Genomic DNA, 25,087 nt, shown 5'->3' with positions numbered 1-25,087 from the left:
TAATCGGACGGGATGCCCCGGAGAACCTTGCTATTCCGCATCATCTGGTCTATAGGCGCCCGATCCGCACAGACACCCTTGGAGGCAATGTGGATGGGACCGGCAACGGTCTCCGGTTCTGGCATGACCAAGATGCGTCGCCAGGGCTCTCCAGTAACTTGAAAGGTAAAGCCATGAGCCACGCTTCTTACGAGCTCAAGGCCGTAGCACGCGAACGGGTAGGTAAGGGGTCCTCCCGCGAACTTCGCCGCAACGGTTTCATCCCGGCTGTCATCTATGGTGACAAGCAGGCCCCGATTTCGATCTCGATCAACACCAACGAGATCACCAAGCGCATCCACGCCGGCGGTTTCATGACCACCGTCGCCATCATCGACATCGATGGCCAGAAGATCAGCGTTCTGCCGAAGGACTACCAGCTCGACGTCGTTCGTGACTTCACGATGCATGTCGACTTCCTGCGTATCTCGGCCGACAGCAAGGTCACGGTTGAAGTTCCGGTTCACTTCATCAACGAAGAGAAGTCGGCCATCAAGACCGGCGCCGTTCTCAACATCGTTCGTCACGAAGTTGAACTGCACTGCCCGGCTTCCGACATTCCGGAATTCCTGACGGTTGACCTGGCTGGCCTGAAGGTCGGCGACAGCGTTCATATCTCGGCCGTCAAGCTCCCGGCTGGCACCAGCCCCGTCATCACCGACCGCGACTTCACGATCGCCACGATCGTTGCTCCGGCCGGCGGCATGGAAGCAGAAGCCGAAGCCTGATCGCTCTGATCACGCCAACAATTGAAACCCACCCCGCAAAGGGTGGGTTTTTTCGTGACACGGCCTGCGCCGGAAGGTCGAAACCAATCATCTTCCTTTAGTTAGATTTAAAGTATTTCGTGAAAACCTCCCGCTCTCAGTGACTGCGTGAGGGAGCCCGAAGCATCATGCCGCATGATCCCGCCCTGCCAGAGGCGGCCCGCCGATGACTCGTTCGGTCGAGAGCCGCTTCCTTGCCATCGTGGGGATCACGATCTTCATCCTGGTCGTGCCGCTCTTCGCGCTTTTCCTGTCGCTCGCGACCGAGCGCGCCTCCAATGAACTTCAGCAGAACCTCGATATCCTGCTCGCGGCCAACGCCCAGGCGCTTGCCAAGCCTCTCTGGGACTTCGACGAGGAAAGTGTTGAACAGATCACGGCAACGATCATCTCCAACGGGCCGGTAAGCCGCGTCAGCGTCAAAGATGTCTCGGGCGGCATTTCCGTCGCCATGCCCGCGCTACCGAAATGGCCGAAAAACGGTCTGGAATCGATCACGCGCGAAATCTTCTATCGTGCCGTCGAAGGCCCGAAACTGGTCGGCACCATCACCATTTACTACAGCCGGATCGACATATTCTCATCTCTGCGCCAGGCAGAAGTGATGCTGATCGGCATCTTCATGCTGGCGGTCATGGGCGTCGTGGGCGCCGCCGTCATCGGCAACCGGTTGATGGTGATGAAGCCGCTCCTCAAGCTCACGGCCGCCATCGAGGCCACACGCCGGCTCGGTTCCCGCCACCATGTGGACTGGCAGTCGAACGACGAGATCGGGCGATTGGCGCGCAGTTTCAACGCCATGCAGATCAAGCTGGAGCAGGAGGAAGGCGAGCTTCGCCTTGCGCACCGCCGCGCGACAGATATCTACAACACCACCCCGGCCATGCTGTTTTCGCTCGACGAAGAAGACCGGATTACCGGCGTCAGCGATTACTGGCTGTTGGCCACCGGCTACCAGCGTCATCAGATCGTTGGCCGCCAGTTTATCGAACTCGTCCCCGCCGAGGCACGGGCCACCTATCACGACCGCAAGAAAACCCGCTCCATCGCCGATGTCCTGGAGGCGACGACGCAATTCGTCTGCGCCGACGGAACCATCATGGATGTCCTGATCGCCGAAGCCAACCGCAAGATCGAGGGCGCGGATGAGGATCTGTCGCTGTCGGTCATGACGGATGTGACCGCCCTCAAACAGTCGGAAGAGCGCAACCACCGCCAGGCGATCACCGACCATCTGACCGGGCTTCGCAACCGACAGGGCTTCGAGACCGCCCTCGACAGCGAGATTGCCGCCACCGATGCGGCGGGCGAGGAACTCGCCTGTATCTTTGTCGACCTCGACCGCTTCAAATGGATCAACGACAATCTGGGCCATCAGGCGGGCGACCTCGTCCTGCGCCGTTTCGTTGATCGTATGCAGGATGAGCTTCCGAAGGGTGCCATAGCCGCACGCCTCGGCGGCGACGAATTCGCAGTTCTTCTGCGTGGGCAATCGATCGAACCGCTGGCGAAAAGGATCAGTCACGCGCTCTGCGACATCTTCGTCAATCCGATGACGATCGAGGATTCGACCGTGCGGCTGAGCGCAAGCATCGGCATTGCCATTTATCCCACCCATGCGACCAATGCAGCCGAACTGCTGCAAAAGTCCGATATGGCCATGTACAGCAAGAAGCGCGACGGCAAGAATGGCGCGCAGCTCTACAATCCTGAGATCCAGGATCACACCCGCCGCCGCGCCGAAATCGAGCACGACATTGAGGAAGGCCTGGCGGAAGACTGGTTCGACGCCTTCTTCCAGCCGATCGTCGAGGTTGCGAGCGGTCGCACGGTCGGCTACGAAGCCTTGATGCGCTTGGTCCATCCGCATCGCGGAGTCGTCTCCCCGGCAGAGATGATCGGCGTCGCCGAAGAAACCGGTGCCATCAATCGCTTGGGCGGTCAGGTTCTCGAGAAGGCGCTGTCCAATCTGGCCCGCCTCAGTGCCGCCACGGGCGATGGCGACGCCTATCTGGCGGTCAACTTCTCGCCTCTGCAGTTTGATGCGTCCCTGCCGGTTCGCCTCGCCGCCCTGACAGCCCATTACGACATCGCGCCGCACCGCATCGTGATCGAGATCACCGAAGCGACGCTGCTGCATGACAATCCGCAGATCCGAACGATCCTCGACGAATTCAATCGCTACGGCTATCGCATCGCGCTGGACGATTTCGGCACAGGTTATTCTTCCCTGAGTTACCTGAACCGCTTCCCCGTCCATATTGTTAAGATTGACCAGTCCTTCATCCGCTCGCTGACCGAAGACGAGCCGGAACTGAGCCACAAGAGCCGCATGCTGGTCGAAGGCATCACCGCGATCTCGCACAAGATGGAGTGCACCGTCGTCGCTGAAGGCATCGAGACGGAAGAGCAGCGTCAGATTCTGGAAGAATTCGGTGTGGACTATGGCCAGGGCTACCACTTTGCCCGCCCACAGCCGCTTTCTGCACTGATCGAGAAATCCAGCAGCCAGTCGGTCCGGATGCCGAAAGTCTCCGCCGGCTGACAGCTCTTGAAGGAGGGAACCGCAATGAAAGTACTTACCATCATGCTTTCACTCGCGGCGGCCCCGGTCGCCGCCGCAGATGTCGTCCGTTTTACCACGGAAGACTATCCACCCTATAACTATAGGGTCGGGAGCGAGATCCGTGGGGCCGGATACGATCAGGTCCTTCTGATGATGAAGGAGATCAATGTCCCCTACACCATCGAGATGATGCCCTGGGCGCGCGCAATTGCATTGGCAGAAAGCGAACCGATGCATTGCGTCTTCACCGCCGCCCATATTCCGGAGCGTGACAAAATCTTTACCTGGGTCGAGCCGCTGGCCATCGGCCGCAACCTGATGATCGGGCGCAAGGGCGGCGATATCACGGCGCGCAGCATCGAGGAGGCCCGTGCCTTCACTGTCGGCACGCAACGCGACGACTACACCCAGACGATCCTTGAAAAGGAAGGCTTCACAAAAATCGACCTGGCGACCGACCTGAAGCTCACCCTGAAGAAGCTTGAAAGCGGCCGCATCGACCTGATGCCGATCGACGAACAGCATTACGTGACGCTGAAGCGGGAAGGCCAACCGATCGAAGTCAAGTTCGTCTTCACCGAGCAGACCTTCTCGATCGCCTGCAACAAGAATTTCCCCGAGGACATCAGGCTCAAGATGCAGGCCGCGCTCGACAAGCTGATCGCCGACGGCACCCAGGCGGAGATCCTGAAAAGCTATGGTCTCGACAAGGCGGAACTGCCGGAACTCGCAGCCAACCCTTGACATCGCCGTCAATTCGCGTTGGGAGAACCCGGACGAATAGACGGGAGCTCCCATGATCATCCTGGCCGGCCTCGGCAATCCCGGTGCACAATACCAGAAGAACCGGCACAATATCGGCTTCATGGCTGTCGACGCGATCCAGCGCCGCCACGGCTTTTCGCCATGGTCGAAGAAGTTCAAGGCGGAAATCGCCGAAGGCACGCTGGCCGGCGAAAAGGTCATGCTGATCAAGCCGCAGACCTATATGAACCTGTCAGGCGAAAGCGTCGGCGAGGCCATGCGCTTCTACAAGCTGGGCCCCGAGGACATCGTCGCCATCTATGACGAACTCGACCTCCTGCCAGGCAAGGCGCGCATCAAGACCGGCGGCGGCCATGGTGGCCACAACGGCATCAAGTCGCTCGACGCCCATTGCGGCCTGAACTACCGGCGGCTCCGCCTCGGCATCGGCCATCCCGGCGACAAGTCCAAGGTTCACAACCACGTGCTCGGCGACTTCGCCAAGGCGGATGCCGAATGGCTCGATCCGCTCCTCGAAGCACTCGCCGACAATGCCGACATGCTGGTGCGTGGTGAGGATTCGCAGCTGATGAACAAGCTGGCATTGGCCACCGGAGCCAAGGTCGAGGACGACAAACCCGCCAAAGCGCCGAAGCCTCCCAAGCCAGCCCAATCCCATATCCATCAGGCCCGCAATTCCGCCCAGCCGAAGAAGCTTCCCGAGACCGGCCCCATGGCCGAGATGCTGAAGAAGATGTTTGGCCCCAAGGGCGACTGACTGGATCCGGGCGGGCGACCGCCCTGCCCCGCCTTAAACCGATAGCCGCAGAAACGACCGGAAGACGACCATGAGCCACGACATCACCACCGACCTCGTCACCCTGCGCGACTACTGGCGTTATGCCATCTCCCGCTTCAACGCCGCCGAACTCAGCTACGGCCACGGCACCCATACCGCCGTCGACGATGCCGCCTTCCTCATACTCGACAGCCTCGACCTGCCGATCGACACGCTCGACCCCTTCCTCGACGCAAAGCTGCTGCCATCAGAGCGCCACCTTCTGGCCGAGCGTATCGAGACGCGCGTGGCGACCCGCAAGCCCTCGGCCTATCTCACCGGCCGCTCCTATATCCAGGGCATGCGCTTCTTCGTCGATGAGCGCGTGATCGTACCGCGCTCGCATATCGGCGAGATCCTGTTCAACGAATATGGCGGCGAATTCGGTTCGACCTTCCTGCCCGATCCCTTCGCGGTGGAAAGCGTCGTCGATATCTGCACCGGATCCGGCTGCCTGGCGATCCTCGCCGCAAAGTTCTTCCCGCTGGCCTCCGTCGACGCCGTCGATCTCTCCACCGATGCGCTTGAAGTCGCCGAGAAGAACCGTCAGGCCTATGGCCTCGAAGACCAGCTGACGCTGCATCAGGGCGACCTCTTCACGCCGCTTGCTGGCCGCAAGTTCGACCTGATCATCACCAATCCGCCCTATGTCGACCACGAAGCCCTGGACGCCTTCCCGGCCGAATACCGCGCCGAACCGGCCATGGCCCATGACGGCGGCGAAGACGGCCTCGACCTCGTGCGCACGCTGCTCGCCGAAGCACCAAAACACCTCAATCCCGGCGGCGGCATGCTCTGCGAAATCGGCCGCGGCCGCGACATCCTCGAAGCCGAATTCCCCGACCTCGACTTCCTCTGGGTCGAGACGACAGAGGAAGAGGACGCGGTGTTCTGGATCTCGGCGGAAGCGCTCGGCGTGAAGGCGAAGAAGGGCAAGTGAGGCACAAGCCTCACCAGGTGAAGGTTTCGACCCGATACCAGAAGAGATCGACGAGCGCGGCAAGCCCCCAGTCTATGAAATAGGCCGCAATCCGTGATGCATCCTGCCCCAAAAGCAGGATGAGAAAGCCGCTAAACATAGCCCAGCCAACCGCGAGCCGCAGATTGTGCAGGCTGTCGAGACGATAGTAGCCTGCTTCGTCATATTCGGTCTTGAAGATCAGGTCGTGCCAACTGAAGCCGTCGCTGATGGCAAGATCCATCATCGGCCGATCCGACAGACGATCGGGCAGGATATTGAAGACGGCGCGCAGCACATGGCCGATTGCGCCCATGATCGCAAAGAGCCCGACCGCCACGACATAGTGCCAGGTAGCTGCTTCGGGGAGTGTCTGCAGGTCAGGGTTCATGGCCGAAGTCTATGCCCGCAGACGTAATCAATTGGTTTTCAAACCCGAGGGTCCTCACTCCTCCGGTTCTGCCGTAAAGAGCAGCGGCATGCCCGCCTCCTTGGCCAGATCCATCGCTTCCGTCACCTTTGTCTCCGCAATCTCACGCGTGCAGACGACGACCACTGCCGAGCCGAACTTGTGCGCGGTCATCATCACCCGGTAACCGGTCTCCTCGCTCATCCGGAAGACGACCCTCAGCACGATCGTGACGAACTCGCGCGGCGTGTAATCGTCATTGTGCAGGAGCACCTTGTAGAGTCGCGGTTTCTCCACCTTCGGCTTGGTCACCGTCTTCGGCGTCAGCACCGTATCCTTCGCCATCATTCCTCCGGCAACTTCGGACCCTAGAGGGGCCGCAACACTTGACCATGACCCTCCTATACCCCATAGGCGGGGGCAACGAAAATCCATCCCGAGCAGGTATTCAGAGCCATGGGCTTCAAATGCGGTATCGTCGGGCTTCCGAATGTCGGCAAGTCCACCCTCTTCAACGCGCTGACCAAGACGGCCGCCGCCCAGGCAGCCAACTATCCCTTCTGCACGATCGAGCCGAACACCGGTGAAGTGGCCGTTCCCGATCCGCGCATGAAGAAGCTCGCGGACATCGCCGGCTCCAAGGAAATCATCCCGACCCGCATCTCCTTCGTCGACATCGCCGGCCTCGTGCGCGGCGCGTCGAAGGGCGAAGGCCTCGGCAACAAGTTCCTCGCCAATATCCGCGAAGTCGACGCCATCGTCCACGTCCTGCGTTGCTTCGAAGACACCGACATCACCCATGTCGAAGGCCGTATCGACCCGGTCGGCGACGCCGACACGATCGAGACCGAGCTGATGCTCGCCGACCTCGAAAGCCTGGAGCGCCGCCTCGAGCAGACCCGCAAGCGCGCCACCGGCAAGGACAAGGAAGCCAGCGCCCAGCTGCCGATCATGGAGCAGGTCGTCAAGCTCCTGCAGGACGGCAAGCCGGCCCGCCTTCTTCTAAAGACGCTGGCAGCCGACGAGATCGTCATCCTCAAGCAGCTGAACCTTCTGACCTCGCATCCGGTTCTCTATGTCTGCAACGTCGCCGAAGGTGACGCCGCAACCGGCAACAAATACACCGAAGCCGTGGCCAAGATGGCCGCCGAACAGGGGGCCGAATGCGTCGTGATCTCGGCTGCGATCGAAGCCGAGGTCGCCCAGCTGCCGGAAGAGGAAGCGACCGAATTCCTCTCGGCACTCGGCCTTGATGAAGCCGGCCTCGACCGCCTGATCCGCGCCGGTTACCACCTGCTCGACCTGATCACCTACTTCACCGTCGGCCCGAAGGAGACCCGCGCCTGGACCATCGTGCGAGGCACCAAGGCCCCGCAGGCCGCCGGCGTCATCCACACCGATTTCGAACGCGGTTTCATTCGCGCCTTCACCATCGCCTATGACGACTACATCGCCTACAAGGGCGAAGTCGGCGCCAAGGAAGCCGGCAAGGGCCGCGACGAAGGCAAGGAATACGTCGTGCACGACGGCGACGTCATCCACTTCCGTTTCAACACCTGATCATCCCGGATCATATCCGGACGGAGAGGACGCGCTGCCCCGGGCAGACGCGGCCATTCTCTTGTCATGTCACTCCGGTCGGAAAAGATGGCCGGCAAACAGGGCCTTCAGCGTCGCGGCCAGCACCGTGAGAATAATCCCGGTTACTCCGATCAGGAGCGCCCAGAGCAAGACAGTCTCCCCCGCGAAGGGATGCGCATGGGCAAACTTCAGCGTTACGGCTGTGAAGGCAGCACCCGGGAAGGTGTAGCCCCACCAGGACATGGCAAAGGGCACACTGCGAAACCGCGGAATGAGGCTCAAAAGCACGGCAGCCGTCAGAACCGCAAACCCGTAGATGGCAAGGGGCCCGGGCCCGAAGCCTGCAGTCAGCAACGAGAGAGCCAGGCTTCCGACCGCAGGCGGGGCGAGTAGGATGACCAGCGTCGGCCACATGCGCTGCGGCAAGATCGGTCCTGTCGCAATCCGGTAAAGGATCAGCGGCTGGACGAGGATCCAGAGCAAGCCGCCAAGACCGAACAGCATCCACGACAGCGTCATGAAGCCGAGCTTTGCTCCGACAACCGGTGCAAGGATATTGCCGACCAGCGGGATCAGCAGCGGCGGCGTCAGGGTCGCAGCCTCGCGCGGACTAAGCAGCAGGCTACGCACGATGAACACCCCGATCGCCAGATGCAGCACCACGGCAAAAAGCCAGATCGCTGAGGCCGTCTGAACCGAGTAAGGAACAAGGCCTCCCGCAACAATCATCAGTCCGATCGAGATGGCACCGGCAAAGGCGCCCCGGATCGGATGGGAAAGGTCGCCGGCAAGCGCATCCGGATGGCGAATAAGGCGCACCAGATGGGCCACCGTGATCATCAGCCAGAAGACAGCGGCAAGCGCCATCAACACTTCACCGACGAGAGCCGGTGCGCTGAGAACAACCGCAGCCTCGCGCCACGCCATACCCAGCCCGCCGACACCCATCGGCACGGCGAAAAGCGGCAGCGGCAGGTGATGCAAGCCCGCATCCTCTTTGACGGCAGCTTCGGAACGGGTGGGTTCAATCACAGTCATCTGTCTTCATCCGGCATTGGAGAACGAGAAAAAGGGGCCGGCACCTGCCGACCCCGCATCATCAGTGGTTGTCGGGTCACGCCTTCTTCGCAGGGCAGGTATTGATGCCGATGATCGAATACAGCGGGCAGGTCGACAGCAGTCCCGTCGCCAGAGGCACGATGCCGATCAGGGCAAAATAGCGCCACGAGGCGTCCGGATAGATGAAGAACAGCGACAGCAGAACCAGACCGGCAACGATACGCAACAGGCGGTCAACAGATCCGACATTCTTGGCAAACATGGCTTATCTCCCTCACGGCTCAGGATTGAGCATGACCAACAATAGCGCCGGCTGCATCATCCTTCCGTGACTAAGTCACAGGTTTGGGCAGAATCTAGCGGCTCGCCGCCATGAGCTTGAGCTGATCGATCTGCACAAGCCGGATATGCCCACGCTCGTTCTCGATCAGCCCTTTGGAAGCCAGAGCCTCCAGCCGGCGGGAAACGACCTCGCGGGCAGTCCCGATGATCACCGAGAGTTCCTGATGGGTGAGTTCGACGATCCCCTCCCCGTCCATCCGCTCCAGAAGCGCATGGGCGAGCCGCTCCTCCACTTTCACGAAAGCGACCTGTTCGAGTACGAACATCAAATCTGTCAGACGGTCGGCAAAGGCCTTGAAGACAAAGCTGCGAAAGGCCGGCGAATGGGCCATCAACCGTTCGAAGACGGGAGGCGGCACCATGACCGCCACCAGATCGCTTTCCGCAATTGCTTCGCCCGAATAGGGCGCCCCGCCGAGCACGCCGAGCGTTGTCTGCACACAAGTCTCGCCAGGCGTGACGGAATAAAGCAGCAATTCGCGGCCGTTTCGGCCCGTCAGGTAAACCCCGATCCGTCCGGCCAGCAGAATGACAAAACTCTGGGCCGCATCGCCCGGGCGAAACAGCGTGCTGCGGGCAGGAACATGCACAGGCTTCAGGGCTTCCAGCTCCCGCCGCGCCCCCTCATCGATGTCAGCCAGAAAGCCGGCCTGATCTGCCCAACCCGCCATGGACCACCTCGTGATTCCCGCTTATGACCATAGCGGCAGAAGAGACTTCGGAGAACAGACCGCATGCAGCATGACAAGCTCCACTACGAGGACTTCACGGAGGGGCTAAGCTTTGCGCTCGGGCCGCGCCTGGTGACATCAGAGGAAATCATCGAATTCGCCCGGGAATTTGATCCCCAGCCCATGCATCTCTCGGAGGAAGCCGGCAAGGCCAGCATTCTCGGCGGTCTGTCCGCCTCCGGCTGGCATACGTCCAGCCTCTTCATGCGCCTGATGATCGATGCCTATGTGCTGAAGGCAGCCTCCGAGGGCGCGCCCGGGATCGAATTCATGCAGTGGCGCAAACCGGTGCTGGCAGGTGATACGCTCTCCGGCCAGTCCGTCGTCGAGGAAGCCCGTCCCATGCGCTCGCGCCCCCATCTCGGCATTGTCACCTTCCGCCATGAACTCCGCAATCAGCGCGGCGAAACGATCATGAAAGCTCGAAACGCGGTGATGATCCGCCGCCGCCAGACTGCGGAGGTCCCGGCATGAAGATGTTCGACCTCTATCCCGCAGGCACCCGCCTTGAACTCGGCAGCGTCACCTTCACTGCCGAAGACATCGTCCGCTTTGCCGAGAAATTCGATCCCCAGCCCTTCCACGTCGATCCGGAAGCGGCCAGGCATTACGTCTTTGGCGCGCTCTGCGCCTCGGGCTGGCACACCTGCGCCAACTGGATGAAGAGCTTCATCGCCTTCATCGGTCGCGAAATGAAGCGCCTGAAGGCCGAGGGCATCGAGCCCCCCAGGATCGGCCCATCGCCCGGGTTCTCCGAGCTGCAATGGCTCAAACCAGTCTTTGCCGGCGACACGATCACCTACTTCATGACCCCCGTCGACAGCCGCGTCGTCAACGGCAAGCGCCGCTACATGCTGAACTCGGCAATATCGGAAGGCGTCAACCAGCACGGCGAAACCGTGTTGCGGTTCAACAGCAACATGATTGAATTCTTCCCTGACGAGGAGCAGTCCGCATGAGCGTCCACGACTTCACCCTGACGGCGATAGACGGCTCCGAGCGCAGCCTGAAGGACTATGCCGGCAAGGTCCTGCTGATCGTCAACACCGCGAGCGCCTGCGGCCTGACACCCCAGTATGCGGGCCTCGAAAAGCTGCACGAGACCCATGCCGATCTCGTCGTTCTCGGCTTCCCCTGCAATCAGTTCGGCGCCCAGGAGCCGGGCACGGAAAAGGAGATCGCACTCTTCTGCGAAACCCGCTTCGCCGTGACCTTCCCGATGTTCTCGAAGATCGAGGTCAACGGTGACGGCACCCACCCACTCTATGCCTATCTGAAGGCCGAGACGCCCGGCGCCGAAAAGGGTCAGGAGATCGGCTGGAACTTCGCCAAGTTCCTGGTCGGCCGCGACGGCAAGCCGATTGCCCGTTACTCGCCCCGAACGGCTCCCGCCGATCTCGAGGCCGATATCACCACAGCGCTTGGCCGCTGACCGACCATGACCGGCTTCCGCTTCCATCCGACACCCCTGTCCGGCCTGGAAGCGGTCTCCGCGACAAGCGCCCACGTCTTTCCCAAACACACGCACGACACCTATGGCATCGGCTTTCTCTCCGCCGGCGGGCAGATCTCCGCCTCCGGCCGTGGCCAGGTGGAAGCCGAAGCCGGCCAGCTGATCACCGTCAATCCCGGCGAAGTGCATGACGGCGCGCCGCTCGGTCGCACAGCCCGCAGCTGGCACATGCTCTACCTGACGCCGGCCCTCGTTTCAGAGAGCCTGAGTGATCTCGTCTCGACCGTTGGCGATCTCGAATTCGAACACCCGGTCTTCGGCGATCCCACTGTCCGGACTCTGCTGGGATCGCTACACCGTTGTCTGGAGACCGCTGAGGGGCACCGGGATGCGGAACGCTTCCGCGAGGTCCTGATCCTCCTCCTCGGCAGGACACTCACTCACAGTACCGTTGCGCCGGCTCCCCTGCCCGCCTCGCTTCAACGGGTGCGCCAGCGCCTCGACGATGACCCGGCAAGCCCGGCGGACCTGAAGGACCTCGCCCGCGACGCCGGTCTCAGTCGCTTCCAGTTGATCCGCGCTTTCCTGCGCCATACCGGCCTGACGCCGCACGCCTATCTGATGCAGCGCCGGGCACTTCTCAGCCGCAGCCTGCTTTCGACCGGCCTTGCACCGGCCGAGGTGGCCGCCGCCTGCGGTTATGTCGACCAGAGCCATATGCACCGCGAATTCCGCCGCCGCTTTGGCCTGACACCCGGTGCCTACCGAAGCGCCCGGATCATCTGCAATCCTGTACAAGACGGACGCGCCTGAGCCGCCCATGGTCACCCTGCCAACGCAGGAGACCTCTCATGACCCTCGACTTCCTTCTGACCACCCTGATCATCGTCGCCACACCGGGCACCGGCGCGCTTTACACGCTGGCCGCAGCGCTCGGCGGTGGTCGGCGTGATGCGCTTGTCGCGGCCTTCGGTTGCACGCTCGGCATCATCCCTCACATGCTGGCAGCAGCGCTCGGCCTCGCCGCGCTCGTCGCCGCCGAGCCGCGCCTCTTCGAGGCGATCCGCTATGCCGGCATTGCCTATCTCGTCTGGATGGCGATCGGCCTCTGGAGAAGCAGACTGGCGGGGGATACGTCAACCGAACCGAAACAGCGGGCTTCGCACATCATCCGCAAGGCGGTGCTGATCAACCTTCTGAACCCCAAGCTCTCGCTCTTCTTCCTGGCCTTCCTGCCGCAATTCGTTGATCCGGCGGATGCCCGTCCGCTCGCCACAATGGCAGCCTTAAGCCTCGTCTTCATGGCCGTAACGTTCGTCGTCTTCGCACTTTACGGCCTTGCAGCCGCCAGCATGCGACAGGGCCTCGTCACGCGTCCGGACAGGATGCGTGTCGTTAACCGGCTGCTCTCGGCAGGCTTTCTGCTGATGGCGGGCAAACTGGCGCTGGCGCAAAGATAGAACGCCGGCAAAGGGGTCGACCGGGGCACGCCCCGGTCGCCGGGAGGGGCTCAGTGGCCCTCGAATTCAACGAGCGTGCGCACCTCGACGCCGAGCGCTTCGAGCTTCTTGCGCCCGCCAAGCTCCGGCAAGTCGATGACGAAGCAGGCAGATACAACGTCAGCGCCGATCTGGCGCAGCAGCTGGACCGCACCGACAGCCGTGCCGCCGGTGGCGATCAGGTCGTCGACCAGGATTACCTTCTCGCCGGGCTTCACCGCATCCATGTGGATTTCCATCTCGTCCACGCCGTATTCGAGGCTATAGGCGATCCGCACGGTCTCATGCGGCAGCTTGCCCTTCTTGCGGATCGGCACGAAGCCGGCAGAGAGCTGATGCGCGACGGCGCCGCCCAGGATGAAGCCGCGGGCTTCCATGCCGGCGATCTTGTCGACCTTCAGCCCCACATAGGGCTGCACCAGCTCGTCGACCGCCCGACGAAAGGCGCGCGCGTCGCCGAGCAGCGTGGTGATGTCGCGGAAGATGATGCCGGGCTTCGGATAGTCGGGAATGGAGCGGATGGCAGCGGCGAGTTCGTGGGCAATCTTGGTCATGTATCATCCGATTGAGAGCGGAAGGAAGTTGCGCGGGACTGTACCAAGATTGGTATGGTCCCCCAACAAAAAAAGGCGGCCCGAAGACCGCCTTTTCGCAGAACGTGATCGGATCGATCAGTGTTCCTTGTTCGCGTAGACCGACTTCTTCGTCAGGTAGATCAGCGCGGTGAAGATCGCGAGGAAGACCATGACCATGAAGCCCATACGCTTGCGGTCTTCCAGATGCGGCTCAGCGGCCCACATCAGGAATGCGGCAACGTCCTGAGCATACTGATCCACGGTTTCCGGCGAGCCGTCGTCATAGGTCACGACGCCATCGCTGAGCGGCGGTGACATGGCAAGCGCAGAACCGGAGATGAAGTAAGGGTTGTAATAGGTACCTTCGGTCACTTCGTGACCTTCCGGCGGGTCCTGATATCCGGTGAGCAGCGAGTAGATATAATCGGGGCCGCTCTGCTGATACTGGGTGAAGATATCAAACACGAATGTCGGGAAGCCACGGATGACACCACGGGCCTTCGCAATCAGCGAAAAGTCCGGAGGGGCCGCGCCGTTATTGGCAGCAGCAGCGGCCTCCTGGTTCGGGAAGGGCGGCGGGAAGTGATCGGACGGTACGGCCGTACGGGTGAACATTTCACCGTCAGCATTCGGTCCGTCCTGCACTTCGTAATTCGCCGCAAAGGCGCGAACCTGTGCTTCCGTGTAGCCAAGATCCGTCAGCGTACGGAAAGCCACCAGCTTCATCGAGTGACAGACGGAGCAGGCTTCCGTGTAGACCTTGAGACCGCGCTGGAGCTGCGCCTTGTCATAGGTTCCGAAGGGGCCAGCGAAAGACCAATCGATATTGCGTGGTTTGTTGATCGGGTATTCGGCGGCAACGGCCGCCGAACCCAGTCCCAATCCTGTAACCACTGCGAGCGACAGGATGCTTGCAACAAGCTTTTTCATGTTCGTATTCCCTCTCTCGCAGTCCGTTAGGCGGCCGCTGGTGCTGACTTGCCGCTCTTTTCGAGGACGGCTTCCGTAATCGAATTCGGCACACGCTTTGGCGTTTCGAACAGACCGAGAAGTGGCATGATCACAAGGAAGAAACCGAAGTAGTAGGCGGTACCGATCTGCGAGAGAATAACGTACACGCCTTCTGCCGGCTTCGATCCCAGCCAGCCAAGAAGGATCGAGTTGGCAACGAAGATCCAGAAGAACAGCTTGTACCACGGACGGTATACGGCAGAACGGACCTTCGAGGTGTCGAGCCACGGCAGGAAGAACAGCACGATGATCGCGCCGAACATCACGAGGACGCCGCCGAGCTTGGAGTCGATGAACAGGACGTCGAAGGTGATCGCACGCAGCATCGCGTAGAACGGCAGGAAGTACCATTCCGGAACGATGTGAGCCGGCGTCTTCAGGGAGTCAGCCGGGATGTAGTTGTCCGGGTGGCCAAGATAGTTCGGCATATAGAAGATGAAGTAGGCGAAAACCATCAGGAAGACGGAAAGGCCAAGAGCATCCTTCAGCGTCGCATAGGGCGTGAAGGGAACGGTATCGGTCTTCGACTTCACTTCAACGCCGGTCGGGTTGGTCTGACCGGTCACATGCAGCGCCCAGATGTGCAGGATGACAACACCGGCGATCATGAAGGGCAGCAGGTAGTGCAGAGCGAAGAAGCGGTTCAGCGTCGGATTGTCGACCGCAAAGCCACCGAGCAGGAACTGCTGGATGGTTTCACCGACGAACGGGAAGGCAGTGAAGAAGCCGGTGATAACGGTCGCACCCCAGAAGGACATCTGGCCCCAGGGCAGAACATAGCCCATGAAGGCGGTCGCCATCATCAGCAGGAAGATTACAACGCCGAGGATCCAGAGGATTTCGCGCGGCGCCTTGTAGGAGCCGTAGTAGAGACCGCGGGCGATATGCAGATAGACGGCGATGAAGAAGAACGACGCGCCGTTCTGGTGCATGTAGCGCAGCAGCCAGCCATTGTTCACGTCACGCATGATCTTTTCGACCGAATTGAACGCGACGGACGTGTGTGCCGCATAGTGCATGGCAAGCACGACACCGGTCAGGATCTGCACCAGCAGCATCACAGTCAGGATGCCACCGAAGGTGTAAGCGTAGTTCAGGTTGCGGGGAACCGGATACGCGACGAAGCTGTCATACATCAGACGCGGCAGCGGAAGACGCTGATCGATCCACTTCTCGACGCCAGTGGACGGCTGGTAACTCGATTGGCCACTCATTGTGTCTTATCCCCTCAGCCGATCTTGATGACAGTGTCGGATGTGAATGCGAAGGTCGGCACCGGCAGGTTCGTCGGCGCAGGACCCTTGCGGATACGGCCCGCCGTATCGTAGTGCGAGCCATGGCAGGGACAGAACCAGCCACCGAAATCACCGGCCTGACCGAGCGGCACGCAGCCCAGATGGGTGCAGGAGCCGATCATCACGATCCAGTTTTCCTTGCCCTCGCCGGCCGAACGCGCCAGGTCGGTCGCCTCGGCTGTCGCATCGACATTGGCGTTGCGTGCGACCGGGTCCTTCAGCTCAGCCAGCTGAACGGCCTGTGCTTCCTGGACTTCCTGGTCGGTACGGTTGCGGATGAAGACCGGCTTGCCACGCCATTTGACGGTCAGCGACATGCCCGGCTCAACCGCAGACACGTCCACTTCGATCGAAGCGAGCGCCAGCGTCGATGCGTCCGGGCGCATCTGGTCGATGAAGGGCCAGGCGAACGAAGCCGCACCAACCGCACCGGCCACGCCGGTCACCATGTAGAGAAAGTCGCGGCGCGTCGGCTCGCCCGCTTGGTTTGTTGTTGTCTCGTGTTCGCTCACGGTCACTTTTCCTCTCGCAATCCTGCGACACACCGCATTTGCCCCCGCAGCGGGAATCACAATTCGGCCACTGAGCAGCCATAGATTCCCCGCCAGATTGGCGCGTTCTAAGCCCGATAATCTATTCTGTCCAGTCTTCCGCAGGCAAGGAGCCACGATGTCGCGGATTTACCGGACAGCATCCCCAATTGCTTGATTTAACGCAAGAGTGACAGGCAGTTTATCAAGCATTGCAGTCGCTTCGCCACGAGATACGAAGCTGCGGCGGGTCATGCTGAGACCAGCTCGCTGCGTGTATCCAGGAAACCGCCCGACTGGCGCGCCCACAATTCCGAGTAAAGCCCGCCCAGAGCCACCAATTCCTGATGCGTCCCCTGCTCAATGATGCGGCCCTTGTCCATGACCACGAGACGGTCGAGGGCGGCGATCGTCGAAAGTCGATGCGCGATAGCGAGCACCGTCTTGCCCTGCATCAGCCGATCGAGATTCGACTGGATCGCGGCCTCGACTTCCGAGTCGAGTGCCGAAGTCGCCTCGTCGAGCACCAGGATCGGGGCATCCTTGAGCATCACGCGTGCGATGGCGATGCGCTGCCGCTGCCCGCCGGAAAGCTTCACGCCCCGCTCGCCAACATGCGCTTCGAAACCCTTGCGGCCGCGCTGGTCCTCCAGACGCTGGATGAAATCGAGTGCTTCCGCCCGTTCGGCAGCCTTCAGCAGCATCTCCTCGCTGGCATCCTCGCGACCAAAGAGGATGTTGTCGCGAATGGACCGGTGCAGAAGTGCCGTATCCTGCGTCACCATGCCGATCTGCGATCTCAAGCTTTCCTGGGTGACGGTCGATATGTCCTGGCCATCGATCAGGATCTTCCCGCCTTCAAGGTCGTAGAAGCGCAACAGCAAATTGACGAGCGTTGACTTGCCGGCCCCCGACCGCCCGACAATGCCCACCTTTTCACCCGGCTCGATGGTCAGCGACAGGTGATCGATCGCGCCTTTCTTGCGCCCGTAGTGAAAGGTGACATCCTCGAAGCGGATCTCCGGCGAATTGACCTGAAGCTTCGCCGCGTCCGGCCGATCCGTGAGCCCGATCGGCTTGGCCACCAATTCGGCGGAGTTCTGGATCGTGCCGATATTGCGCATGATGCCGTTGAGCTGGGTCATCATGCGGCCGAGCAGCATGTTGAGACGCAGGACAAGGCCGAGCGTGAAGGCCACGCCACCGGCCGTGACCGCCCCGGCAAACCAGAGTTCGACGGAAAGCAGGGCCACCATCAGGATCATTACGCCGGAGAGGATGGCGAGCGAGGCGCGCACACCGGTCAGAAGCCGTGCAAAGGGACGAAGCGTCTCCTGAAACCGGTCAAAACCCGCGCGGATATAATGATCGTTCTGCCGCTCGCGGGCAAAGAGCTTGAGCGTCTGGATGTTCGAATAGCTGTCGACCAGCCGCCCGTTCAGCATCGATGATGCTTCGGCCGTCTGCCTGGCATGATAACGGATCTTCGGCACGAAATAGCGCGCCAGCATCAGGAAGATCGCCACCCAGGCGCCGATGATGGCCGCGAGCCGCCAGTCGAGCTGAGCGACCAGAGTCATTGTCGAGATCGTATAGATCACCATGAACCAGACGACCTGCAGGAGCGAGGTCAAGAGGTCACCCGTGGATTGCCCTGCGGACCAGACCTTGGTCACGATGCGGCCAGCGAAATCATTCTGGAAGAAGGAGAGCGATTGACGCGCCACATGCGCATGCGCCTGCCAGCGGACAAGGTTGAAGAAGTTGAGAACGATGACCTGTTCTTCGACCAGCGCACCGATCGTCACGACGATGAAACGACCGATCAGCACGATCAGCGCCATCGCCAGCAGTTCACCGCCATGGGCGGCGATCAGACCATCCCAGCCCGCCTCCTTCGGCACGGTGTCGAGCAAATCGACCAGCCGCCCGACGAACCAGAAAAGGCCCGCTTCGAGCATCGCCACCGCCCCGCCGAAGATCGCCATGAGGAAGAAGGCCATCTTCGCCTGGCTGACATAGAACCAGACGAAACCCCAGGTGTTTTCCGGCGGACGCAGATTGTCCGATCGGGCGAAAGGATCGAGCCAGTTCTCGAAAAGGCGGGCAACAGCTTGGAACATGACAAGCGATATAGGCCGATTGCCGGAGACGGCAAAGGCTTAAACGTGACCATGGCGCATTACATTTTCGTCACGCTACCCAGACGCATGATGCCCCCGGTCGGTCGTCCCGCAATTCTATCAGGCATGACGGCCGCGCCCGTACAGCGCCTCGTAACGCCGCAGCGCCCCGGGGTCTGCTGATACTTCGGTAAAGACCGGAACGACGCTTTCCGTCAGTTCGGCCCTTTGCAGCGACTGCCGCGCGGCGCCGCAGAGCTGTGCCGCCGCAATCGGCCTGTAGGTTCGCGCACAGCCAAAGCGACAGGTGAGCTTCGGCATCGACGGGATCGATTTCCGCACAATAGTCTCGGCATCGAGCACCACACGGCCCACCTTCTCGCCAAGCTGCGTAAGATAAGTCTCGCTGCTGGCGCCAACCAGCAGCCCGAGCTCATCCGGCGCGGTCCAAAAGGCCGCATCGTTTCTGTCGATCAGGCGATGGGTGAAGCGCGCCAGGGTGTTTTTCATATAGTCACCCACTTTGGCGAGGCCGCTTCTGCTGAGCGGCTCCAGTCCCTGGATACGACAGAGCAGCAAACTGAGCCCCTCCTCCGGCAGCCCTTGTCTGCAGATATCGTCGACGCGCTGTTCAAGCCCTTCATAACCGGGCAGACCGAAACTGAGCTGTGCCGTCAGATGCTCCTGCCCGACAACCTCGACAGGCTCCGTCGTCACCAGCTTGCAGACGGCCTGGAGCGCATCAATGCAGGCGCGCAGCTGCGTTTGCATCCCCGTCAGCGGATCCTCTGGAGATGTCGGAGAGGCCGTGATGGTGACCGTGCCGGCTTCCAGAGATGCGCGAAACGTCTCAAGCAGACCGAGCGTCTCCTCGCTGGTCCTCTTCAGCGTCGAGAGCTGCGCCCGTCCGGCGAAGAACCGATGCGACAGCAGGGAGAGCGCTGGCTGACCGATCGGCTTTTGCAAAGCGAGAAAGGCCTCCCGCAGCGCCTTGTCGCGGCCGGTCAGGACCGCATGGATGAGTTCGAAATTTCCGGGTGTGAGGTCGAGGTGGTTCTTGCTCAGGAAATCGAAGGCCTTGCGACCAACGATATCCGCCTCTTTTGCATGAATAGCCGGATGCTGAAGCGATTGGGTCATGGAATGCACCTCCAGAGGGTGTTCCTATCCCAACACGCTACGCCTGAAATCAAAACCGATGATTTCGGAAAACACTAAAATGCGATGGATGTCAGGACCATAGAGCCAGACCTTCATGCTTCAACGCGTATATCGGGTCAGATAGATGCCGAGCAGAATCAGCGCCACCCCGGCCGGCTGGCCGATGTGGAATTCCGCAGTGCCGCGCGCGAGATCAATGAGCAGCCCCGTGATCATCTGCCCCCCGATGATCAGCAGGCCCGAGCGGGCCGCACCGATCCTCGGGAAGACATAGGAGCTGATCACCACGAACAAGGCACCGATCACGCCGCCCGTGAAGTAGAAAAACGGCACATCCGCAATCAGTGGCAACCCGATCCGATGGAAGAGAAGCACATAGACGGTCAACAGCAGGAAGCCGATCCAGTGGTTCCAGGCCGACGCCGCAAAGGCTCCGCGGTCCATGGTCAGACGACCGTTGATCGAGCGGCTCATGCCGACGGCCGCGCCGCCGGCGAGAGCGATCAAGACAGCACCCAGCATTCACGCCCCCTTCGAGAAGATGAGAAGCGCACTCCCGCTGATCACGCAGATCGTCGCGAGAAAATCGAAACGGTTGAGCATTCTCTTGGGCGTGCCAAACAGGCCGAACTGGTCGGAGAGAAGCCCGAACAGGATCTGGCCGACGAGCAGCAGCGACAAACCACCGGCCAAAGCAAGCTCGGAGTTCACAGCAATCGAGCTGAGAGCCACGGCAAAAGCACCGGGCGCGCCGCCGAGATAGGACCAGAGCGGCGCCTTTCCATGGGCCGGCAGACGCCCGGTCCGGCGCGCCACCGCACCGTTGGCGATCAGCAGCAGAAACGCCACGACGCCGCCCACGCCATGCACCACCCAGGAGGCGGTAAACGGTGTCGTCAGCGCCGCAAGCCCGCTGTTGATGGTCACCATCACGGCGAGCAGAGCCCCGGCGAGAACCGCCCAGATCCAGTCGATGTATTTCAGCATATCACTCCTGACACTGCGCGATGATGGCGTTTCAAAATGTGAACGCTTCGGGTCTGCGCATAAACCCCACCGTCTTTCATGAACAAGCCAATTCGGCTGATGCACCAATCAGTGCCGCGAATGCGCCTCCCCTGCGGAAACGAAGAGCGGGGCTCCAGGGCCCCGCTCCGCTAACATGCGAACGATTGAGATACCCTATGGGGCATCACTCCGCGGCTTCTTCGGCCGACTCTTCGAGCGCCTTGGCCTCTTCATCCGCGCGACGCTTCTTTTCCTGCTCCTGCTCCGGATCTGTCTGATCCGGCAGAAAGCCACCCGACTGGCGGTTCCACAGATCCGCATAGATGCCGCCATTGGCCACCAGCTGCTGATGCGTGCCTTCCTCGACGATCCGACCTTTGTCGAGCACGATCAGCCGGTCCATCTGCGTCAGGGTCGACAGCCGGTGCGCGATTGCAATCACCGTCTTGTCCTCGATGAGCTTGAACAGGCTCTCCTGGATCGCCGCCTCGACTTCCGAGTCGAGCGCCGAGGTCGCCTCGTCGAGGATCAGGATCGGCGCGTCCTTCAGGAAGACGCGGGCGATCGCGATACGCTGCCGCTGGCCACCCGACAGCTTCACCCCACGCTCACCGACATGCGCGTCGAGCCCGGTCCGTCCCTGCATGTCGGAAAGCCCCTGGATGAAGTCCCAGGCATTGGCCCGCTTCGCCGCCTCGATCACCTCGGCATCGGTTGCATCCGGCCGGCCATAAGCGATGTTGTCGCGGATCGAACGATGCAGCAGCGAAGTATCCTGGGTCACGACGCCGACGAGAGCCCGCAGACTGTCCTGGCTGACGGCCGAGATGTCCTGGCCATCGACAAGGATCGTGCCCTTCTCAAGATCGTAGAAGCGCAATAGCAGGTTCATCAGCGTCGTCTTGCCCGCACCCGAGCGTCCGACCAGACCGACCTTTTCACCCGCCTTGATAGTCAGCGAGAAGTCCTCGATCACGCCCTTCTGCTTGCCATAGTGGAAGCGCACGCCGTCATAGACGATCTCGCCCTTCGGCGCGGCAAGCTGCCTGGCAGCCGGCTTGTCGACGATGTCATGCGGCTTGGTCATCATGCCCATGCCGTCATAGACGGTGCCGATGTTTTCGAAGAGGGCTGCCACTTCCCACATGATCCATTGCGACATGCCGTTGATGCGCATCGACAGCCCGATCGCAACCGCAATCGCGCCGACCGTCACCGTGCCGTTCAGCCAGAACCAGATCCCGAGACCGGCGACGAAGAACTGGACGAGCACGTTGTTGATGTCGACGCAGATGTTGAGCAGCGAGATCTGCCGCATCTGCCGGTGAACCGTGCCAAGGAAGGCATCCATGCCCTCACGCGCATAGACCTCTTCTCGTCCCGCATGCGAGAACAGCTTCACCGTCGCGATATTGGTATAGCTGTCGACGATCCGGCCGGTCATCATCGAACGGGCATCGGCCTGTTCGCTCGAAAGCTTCCGCAGTTTCGGAATGAAGTGCCTGAGGATCAGCGCATAGATGGCGAGCCAGAGCACCAGCGGAACGCCGAGACGCCAATCGACCGCCGCGACCAGCGCCAGCATCGAGACGAAGAAAGTCGTCGCATAGATGAAGACGTCGATGATCTTCATCACGCTTTCGCGGATCGACAGCGCCGTCTGCATCACCTTGGTCGAGACGCGACCGGCGAACTCGTTGGCGAAGAAGGTCATCGAGTGACGCAGCAGGAAGCGATGCATCTGCCAGCGGGCAATCATCGGGAAATTGCCGGCCAGAACCTGATGCATGGTGATCGTATGCATCACACCGAGCACCGGCAGACCGATCAGCAGCAAGGCCGCCATCCAGGCAAGCGTGCCACCTTCCGTCTGAAGGAAGGTCGAACGCTCGGCCGTCGATAGCCAGTCAACGATATTGCCGAGGAACTGATAAAGGAACACTTCGGCGACCGCGATCAGCCCCGAGCACAGGCCAAGCAGCACCAGCCACCAACCTGCCGGCTTGGTATAGTGCCAGCAGAAGGCGACGAGCCCCTTCGGCGGCAGGGTCGGCTCACCGGCCGGATACGGATTCAGGCGGTTTTCGAACCACGAGAACATGGATAATCTCCAGAAATGACGCGCGGACGGCACCGGACAAAAGGTGACGCGAACGCGCGAATATTCAATGATTGAGGCCACTTGTGGCCGCAGGATGAATCAGCTTGGAAAAGACACGGGGCGTGACGCGCTCAGGCGGCAGCCATAAATCGGGGCTGGCGCGAAATACCGAATAGATCCATCGATGGCCTCCCCTTAACGTGTTTCAGGAGACCCATGTTCTATCGGCGCGCGCTCGAATTTTCCAGCCGGCATTTCTCGTGATCGAGACATTCTGCCGCAACTGTTGCAGAGCGACCACAGGCCGTCGCCCGCCAGCGTGGTGTGGCTTGAGCGCCGACACGGCATCGCCTATCACCCCTGGATGACCGACCTGCGCATCGCCCTTTACCAACCCGACATCCCCGGCAATACCGGCACCATTCTCCGGCTCGCCGCCTGCCTTGGCATGAAGGTCGATATCATCGAGCCCGCCGGTTTCGTTTTGTCGGACAAGAACCTGAAGCGTGCCGGCATGGATTATCTCGCCAGCGTCGCGATGACCCGCCACGTCAACTGGGAGCAGTTCGACGCCTTGCGCGTTGCGGAAGGCCGCCGCCTCGTGCTCGCCTCCACCAAAGCCGCCCTGCCCTACACCACCTTCGACTACGCCAGGAATGACATCCTCCTCTTCGGGCGGGAAAGCGCCGGCGTGCCGGACCATGTGCATGATCGTGCCGATCATCGCGTGATCATCCCAATGGTCGAAGGGCAGCGTTCGATCAATGTGGCCATGTCAGCCGCCATGATTGCCGGCGAAGCACTACGCCAGACCGGCTTTTCATCCTAGAAAATCGATAGCCTTGGGCACCGTCCCCTCCTTGCTGCGAGGGAAGAAACAGCCTGCAACTCCAACCAAAGTTGTGGCTCAGCGACCCTCTGCCTCGCCGCAAACGCGCAAAGAGCGCGTCTTTCGCGCATTGCCTATTCATCCGAAAAGCATTATGTTGCATCGCAGCAAACGGGAGATGGAGTCATGTTCGAGACAGCATTCACCCTGGGTCTCACGCAATTCGCAAGATCCTTGAGCTTCCCCGAGCGCGTCCGGCACCGCACGATGCGCAATGCAGCCCTGGAGCCCTGGCGGCTCCGCAACACAGGCATGGACGCCCTTTACTACGACGTCAAAGCGCTGACGCCTGAGGAAACCTTCTACATCAGCGACAGCCTTGCCTCGCAGGGTCTGATCATGATCGTTCCGCCAACGGGCGGCCCCATGCTCACCCTTTGCGAAAGCGTTGAAGAGTTCTGCCTGCGCGGTGGCCGGGATGTGCGCGCCATGGCGGTGGCCGGGATCGGCGGTTCGGCAATCGGTGCCGCCGCCTTCGCCCGCAACGTGGCTGACGCGATCGGCGCACCGGTCGCAGCCGTCGTCTCGGGCTATGGTCTCGGCGATATCGTCAACGAAGCCATCGGCGGCGCCTTCCTCTTCGGATGGCTTGGCCATATCAGAAGTAATCTCGAAGTGATCGACGATGTCGTCGGCCGTCCAAAGCTCGGCGCCTATGGCAACCGAGACGAAGAGACCGATGCCAACCGCAAGACCGGTCTCGACGCGGACACGGTCTCCACCCTGCTTGCGGATCCGAGCCTGTCCTTCACCCTGATCACGGGCCATTCGCGCGGCAATCGGGTGATCGCTGACGCTCTCTATACCTTGAAGGCGCGCGACCCGGGCCGCATCGAGACCTTGGCCAACACCGCCCGCATCGTGACCTTCGGCGGCCGCATCAAGATGCCGGAGGCCTTCACGGAGGTCATCGATGTCGTCGGGGAACTCGACTGGTTCGGCGAGCTGAACTCGCGTCCCAAGATCGCCACAGACATCAAGGTCCCCTTCTGCGGCCACTCCACCAACACCGACATGCCGGGCGCCCTGAAGGTCACCAAGATCCTCGCCGACATCCTGAGCGGTCAGGCGACAATGTCACCAAACCTGCCCGAAATCGGCGAGACGGTGACAGAGCCGGCCGCGCTGGTCGCATCCGAGGAAACTTCAGCCCTTCCCGTGCAGGTCGCGGAATTGCCCCACCCGGCGGAGATCGAAGCCGACACTTCGCCACCCGCCGAAGCCCTGTCCGAGCCATTGCCGCCGGACGTGACGACAGCTGAAATCGCCGCGCCGGAAACTGTGGAGACAGTGTCTGAGACTGCCTCTGCATCGGCCCCGCTGACGGAAACGGCCGCCACGCCGATCATGGTTCCGCTGCCGCGCGGCAAGACGAAACGCACCCGCGCCAAGACCTGACGACGAGCGG

Annotated in this window: 27 protein-coding genes; 13 read left to right on the top strand and 14 right to left on the bottom strand. The window is 61.3% G+C overall.

All coding sequences use genetic code 11. The features are described from left to right. Positions 1–173 precede the first annotated feature (173 nt). From AC1PUL_RS04235 to prmB, 5 genes are all read left to right on the top strand, one after another. On the top strand, positions 174–767 hold the full coding sequence (locus AC1PUL_RS04235) for a 50S ribosomal protein L25/general stress protein Ctc (RefSeq protein ID WP_480466771.1): 594 nt from the start codon (positions 174–176) through the stop codon (positions 765–767). Between the two features lie 205 nt (positions 768–972). After that, a complete protein-coding gene (locus AC1PUL_RS04230; protein WP_480466770.1) occupies positions 973–3,351 on the top strand; it encodes an EAL domain-containing protein in 2,379 nt (792 codons plus the stop codon). A 24-nt stretch (positions 3,352–3,375) separates the two neighbouring features. Beyond that, the gene (locus AC1PUL_RS04225) at positions 3,376–4,116 is read left to right on the top strand and encodes a substrate-binding periplasmic protein (protein WP_480466769.1); all 741 of its coding nucleotides are present in this window, start codon (positions 3,376–3,378) and stop codon (positions 4,114–4,116) included. A gap of 52 nt (positions 4,117–4,168) precedes the next feature. Further along, entirely contained in the window at positions 4,169–4,894 is a 726-nt protein-coding gene (pth, locus tag AC1PUL_RS04220) for an aminoacyl-tRNA hydrolase (protein ID WP_480466768.1), read from the top strand. Between the two features lie 70 nt (positions 4,895–4,964). Next, on the top strand, positions 4,965–5,894 hold the full coding sequence (gene prmB / locus AC1PUL_RS04215) for a 50S ribosomal protein L3 N(5)-glutamine methyltransferase (protein WP_480466767.1): 930 nt from the start codon (positions 4,965–4,967) through the stop codon (positions 5,892–5,894). 10 nt (positions 5,895–5,904) lie between these two features. Here prmB and AC1PUL_RS04210 read toward each other — a convergent pair whose 3' ends face one another. Both AC1PUL_RS04210 and clpS read right to left on the bottom strand, forming a co-directional pair. Beyond that, on the bottom strand, positions 5,905–6,303 hold the full coding sequence (locus AC1PUL_RS04210) for a hypothetical protein (RefSeq protein WP_480466766.1): 399 nt from the start codon (positions 6,301–6,303) through the stop codon (positions 5,905–5,907). A gap of 54 nt (positions 6,304–6,357) precedes the next feature. Next, positions 6,358–6,669, bottom strand: coding sequence for an ATP-dependent Clp protease adapter ClpS (gene clpS / locus AC1PUL_RS04205; RefSeq protein WP_298469565.1), 312 nt, complete (start codon positions 6,667–6,669; stop codon positions 6,358–6,360). 108 nt (positions 6,670–6,777) lie between these two features. Here clpS and ychF point away from each other — a divergent pair, with 108 nt between their 5' ends. Next, positions 6,778–7,881, top strand: coding sequence for a redox-regulated ATPase YchF (gene ychF, locus AC1PUL_RS04200; RefSeq protein WP_480466765.1), 1,104 nt, complete (start codon positions 6,778–6,780; stop codon positions 7,879–7,881). A gap of 69 nt (positions 7,882–7,950) precedes the next feature. Here the strand turns inward: ychF and AC1PUL_RS04195 are convergent, their stop codons facing one another. The 3 genes from AC1PUL_RS04195 to AC1PUL_RS04185 form a co-directional block, all read right to left on the bottom strand. Further along, on the bottom strand, positions 7,951–8,940 hold the full coding sequence (locus tag AC1PUL_RS04195; protein ID WP_480466764.1) for an SLAC1 anion channel family protein: 990 nt from the start codon (positions 8,938–8,940) through the stop codon (positions 7,951–7,953). Between the two features lie 76 nt (positions 8,941–9,016). Then, a complete protein-coding gene (locus tag AC1PUL_RS04190; protein ID WP_138286583.1) occupies positions 9,017–9,223 on the bottom strand; it encodes a YgaP family membrane protein in 207 nt (68 codons plus the stop codon). A gap of 94 nt (positions 9,224–9,317) precedes the next feature. Next, complete coding sequence (locus tag AC1PUL_RS04185) at positions 9,318–9,974, bottom strand: Crp/Fnr family transcriptional regulator (RefSeq protein WP_480466763.1); 657 nt, start codon at positions 9,972–9,974, stop codon at positions 9,318–9,320. 63 nt (positions 9,975–10,037) lie between these two features. On the opposite strand from AC1PUL_RS04185, the gene AC1PUL_RS04180 reads away from it, so the two are divergent. The 5 genes from AC1PUL_RS04180 to AC1PUL_RS04160 are packed head-to-tail and all read left to right on the top strand — an operon-like array spanning position 10,038 to position 12,947. Beyond that, positions 10,038–10,508, top strand: coding sequence for a MaoC family dehydratase (locus tag AC1PUL_RS04180; RefSeq protein ID WP_480466762.1), 471 nt, complete (start codon positions 10,038–10,040; stop codon positions 10,506–10,508). Then, the gene (locus AC1PUL_RS04175; protein ID WP_480466761.1) at positions 10,505–10,993 is read left to right on the top strand and encodes a MaoC/PaaZ C-terminal domain-containing protein; all 489 of its coding nucleotides are present in this window, start codon (positions 10,505–10,507) and stop codon (positions 10,991–10,993) included. Before AC1PUL_RS04180 ends, AC1PUL_RS04175 begins: the two co-directional genes overlap by 4 nt. Next, complete coding sequence (locus AC1PUL_RS04170) at positions 10,990–11,466, top strand: glutathione peroxidase (protein WP_480466760.1); 477 nt, start codon at positions 10,990–10,992, stop codon at positions 11,464–11,466. Before AC1PUL_RS04175 ends, AC1PUL_RS04170 begins: the two co-directional genes overlap by 4 nt. A 6-nt stretch (positions 11,467–11,472) precedes the next feature. After that, entirely contained in the window at positions 11,473–12,300 is an 828-nt protein-coding gene (locus tag AC1PUL_RS04165) for a helix-turn-helix transcriptional regulator (RefSeq protein ID WP_480466759.1), read from the top strand. 38 nt (positions 12,301–12,338) lie between these two features. Beyond that, positions 12,339–12,947, top strand: coding sequence for a LysE family translocator (locus AC1PUL_RS04160; protein ID WP_480466758.1), 609 nt, complete (start codon positions 12,339–12,341; stop codon positions 12,945–12,947). Positions 12,948–12,997: 50 nt separating this feature from the next. Here AC1PUL_RS04160 and AC1PUL_RS04155 read toward each other — a convergent pair whose 3' ends face one another. The 9 genes from AC1PUL_RS04155 to AC1PUL_RS04115 form a co-directional block, all read right to left on the bottom strand. Next, entirely contained in the window at positions 12,998–13,540 is a 543-nt protein-coding gene (locus AC1PUL_RS04155; protein ID WP_006725613.1) for an adenine phosphoribosyltransferase, read from the bottom strand. 117 nt (positions 13,541–13,657) lie between these two features. Continuing rightward, on the bottom strand, positions 13,658–14,491 hold the full coding sequence (locus tag AC1PUL_RS04150; RefSeq protein WP_480466757.1) for a cytochrome c1: 834 nt from the start codon (positions 14,489–14,491) through the stop codon (positions 13,658–13,660). A 26-nt stretch (positions 14,492–14,517) separates the two neighbouring features. Further along, positions 14,518–15,786, bottom strand: a complete 1,269-nt coding sequence (locus tag AC1PUL_RS04145) for a cytochrome b (RefSeq protein ID WP_480466756.1) — start codon at positions 15,784–15,786, stop codon at positions 14,518–14,520. 14 nt (positions 15,787–15,800) lie between these two features. Continuing rightward, entirely contained in the window at positions 15,801–16,379 is a 579-nt protein-coding gene (gene petA / locus AC1PUL_RS04140) for a ubiquinol-cytochrome c reductase iron-sulfur subunit (protein ID WP_480466755.1), read from the bottom strand. Between the two features lie 269 nt (positions 16,380–16,648). Continuing rightward, entirely contained in the window at positions 16,649–18,520 is a 1,872-nt protein-coding gene (locus AC1PUL_RS04135; RefSeq protein WP_480466754.1) for an ABC transporter ATP-binding protein, read from the bottom strand. A 120-nt stretch (positions 18,521–18,640) separates the two neighbouring features. Then, positions 18,641–19,660, bottom strand: coding sequence for a hypothetical protein (locus AC1PUL_RS04130; RefSeq protein WP_480466753.1), 1,020 nt, complete (start codon positions 19,658–19,660; stop codon positions 18,641–18,643). A gap of 120 nt (positions 19,661–19,780) precedes the next feature. Next, a complete protein-coding gene (locus AC1PUL_RS04125) occupies positions 19,781–20,203 on the bottom strand; it encodes a DMT family transporter (RefSeq protein ID WP_480466752.1) in 423 nt (140 codons plus the stop codon). Beyond that, a complete protein-coding gene (locus tag AC1PUL_RS04120) occupies positions 20,204–20,668 on the bottom strand; it encodes a DMT family transporter (protein ID WP_480466751.1) in 465 nt (154 codons plus the stop codon). Between the two features lie 205 nt (positions 20,669–20,873). Next, entirely contained in the window at positions 20,874–22,790 is a 1,917-nt protein-coding gene (locus AC1PUL_RS04115; protein ID WP_480466750.1) for an ABC transporter ATP-binding protein, read from the bottom strand. 364 nt (positions 22,791–23,154) lie between these two features. Here AC1PUL_RS04115 and AC1PUL_RS04110 point away from each other — a divergent pair, with 364 nt between their 5' ends. Next, positions 23,155–23,619, top strand: coding sequence for a tRNA (cytidine(34)-2'-O)-methyltransferase (locus AC1PUL_RS04110; RefSeq protein ID WP_480468483.1), 465 nt, complete (start codon positions 23,155–23,157; stop codon positions 23,617–23,619). Between the two features lie 186 nt (positions 23,620–23,805). Then, positions 23,806–25,077 (top strand): cell envelope biogenesis protein OmpA, encoded by a 1,272-nt coding sequence (locus tag AC1PUL_RS04105; protein WP_480466749.1) that lies wholly within the window; start codon positions 23,806–23,808, stop codon positions 25,075–25,077. Positions 25,078–25,087: the final 10 nt, after the last annotated feature.

This window comes from Rhizobium sp. P43 (genome assembly GCF_056730705.1).
Note: the sequence above shows the minus strand (reverse complement) of the source record. Positions and strands in the feature narration are given on the sequence as shown.

Excerpts from the sequence above, each read along its gene's own strand:
- AC1PUL_RS04235 (WP_480466771.1), top strand. The coding sequence starts at position 174 with ATGAGCCACGCTTCTTACGAGCTCAAGGCCGTAGCACGCGAACGGGTA.
- AC1PUL_RS04230 (WP_480466770.1), top strand. The coding sequence starts at position 973 with ATGACTCGTTCGGTCGAGAGCCGCTTCCTTGCCATCGTGGGGATCACG.
- AC1PUL_RS04225 (WP_480466769.1), top strand. The coding sequence starts at position 3,376 with ATGAAAGTACTTACCATCATGCTTTCACTCGCGGCGGCCCCGGTCGCC.
- pth (WP_480466768.1), top strand. The coding sequence starts at position 4,169 with ATGATCATCCTGGCCGGCCTCGGCAATCCCGGTGCACAATACCAGAAG.
- prmB (WP_480466767.1), top strand. The coding sequence starts at position 4,965 with ATGAGCCACGACATCACCACCGACCTCGTCACCCTGCGCGACTACTGG.
- AC1PUL_RS04210 (WP_480466766.1), bottom strand. The coding sequence starts at position 6,303 with ATGAACCCTGACCTGCAGACACTCCCCGAAGCAGCTACCTGGCACTAT.
- clpS (WP_298469565.1), bottom strand. The coding sequence starts at position 6,669 with ATGATGGCGAAGGATACGGTGCTGACGCCGAAGACGGTGACCAAGCCG.
- ychF (WP_480466765.1), top strand. The coding sequence starts at position 6,778 with ATGGGCTTCAAATGCGGTATCGTCGGGCTTCCGAATGTCGGCAAGTCC.
- AC1PUL_RS04195 (WP_480466764.1), bottom strand. The coding sequence starts at position 8,940 with ATGACTGTGATTGAACCCACCCGTTCCGAAGCTGCCGTCAAAGAGGAT.
- AC1PUL_RS04190 (WP_138286583.1), bottom strand. The coding sequence starts at position 9,223 with ATGTTTGCCAAGAATGTCGGATCTGTTGACCGCCTGTTGCGTATCGTT.
- AC1PUL_RS04185 (WP_480466763.1), bottom strand. The coding sequence starts at position 9,974 with ATGGCGGGTTGGGCAGATCAGGCCGGCTTTCTGGCTGACATCGATGAG.
- AC1PUL_RS04180 (WP_480466762.1), top strand. The coding sequence starts at position 10,038 with ATGCAGCATGACAAGCTCCACTACGAGGACTTCACGGAGGGGCTAAGC.
- AC1PUL_RS04175 (WP_480466761.1), top strand. The coding sequence starts at position 10,505 with ATGAAGATGTTCGACCTCTATCCCGCAGGCACCCGCCTTGAACTCGGC.
- AC1PUL_RS04170 (WP_480466760.1), top strand. The coding sequence starts at position 10,990 with ATGAGCGTCCACGACTTCACCCTGACGGCGATAGACGGCTCCGAGCGC.
- AC1PUL_RS04165 (WP_480466759.1), top strand. The coding sequence starts at position 11,473 with ATGACCGGCTTCCGCTTCCATCCGACACCCCTGTCCGGCCTGGAAGCG.
- AC1PUL_RS04160 (WP_480466758.1), top strand. The coding sequence starts at position 12,339 with ATGACCCTCGACTTCCTTCTGACCACCCTGATCATCGTCGCCACACCG.
- AC1PUL_RS04155 (WP_006725613.1), bottom strand. The coding sequence starts at position 13,540 with ATGACCAAGATTGCCCACGAACTCGCCGCTGCCATCCGCTCCATTCCC.
- AC1PUL_RS04150 (WP_480466757.1), bottom strand. The coding sequence starts at position 14,491 with ATGAAAAAGCTTGTTGCAAGCATCCTGTCGCTCGCAGTGGTTACAGGA.
- AC1PUL_RS04145 (WP_480466756.1), bottom strand. The coding sequence starts at position 15,786 with ATGAGTGGCCAATCGAGTTACCAGCCGTCCACTGGCGTCGAGAAGTGG.
- AC1PUL_RS04135 (WP_480466754.1), bottom strand. The coding sequence starts at position 18,520 with ATGTTCCAAGCTGTTGCCCGCCTTTTCGAGAACTGGCTCGATCCTTTC.
- AC1PUL_RS04130 (WP_480466753.1), bottom strand. The coding sequence starts at position 19,660 with ATGACCCAATCGCTTCAGCATCCGGCTATTCATGCAAAAGAGGCGGAT.
- AC1PUL_RS04125 (WP_480466752.1), bottom strand. The coding sequence starts at position 20,203 with ATGCTGGGTGCTGTCTTGATCGCTCTCGCCGGCGGCGCGGCCGTCGGC.
- AC1PUL_RS04120 (WP_480466751.1), bottom strand. The coding sequence starts at position 20,668 with ATGCTGAAATACATCGACTGGATCTGGGCGGTTCTCGCCGGGGCTCTG.
- AC1PUL_RS04115 (WP_480466750.1), bottom strand. The coding sequence starts at position 22,790 with ATGTTCTCGTGGTTCGAAAACCGCCTGAATCCGTATCCGGCCGGTGAG.
- AC1PUL_RS04110 (WP_480468483.1), top strand. The coding sequence starts at position 23,155 with ATGACCGACCTGCGCATCGCCCTTTACCAACCCGACATCCCCGGCAAT.
- AC1PUL_RS04105 (WP_480466749.1), top strand. The coding sequence starts at position 23,806 with ATGTTCGAGACAGCATTCACCCTGGGTCTCACGCAATTCGCAAGATCC.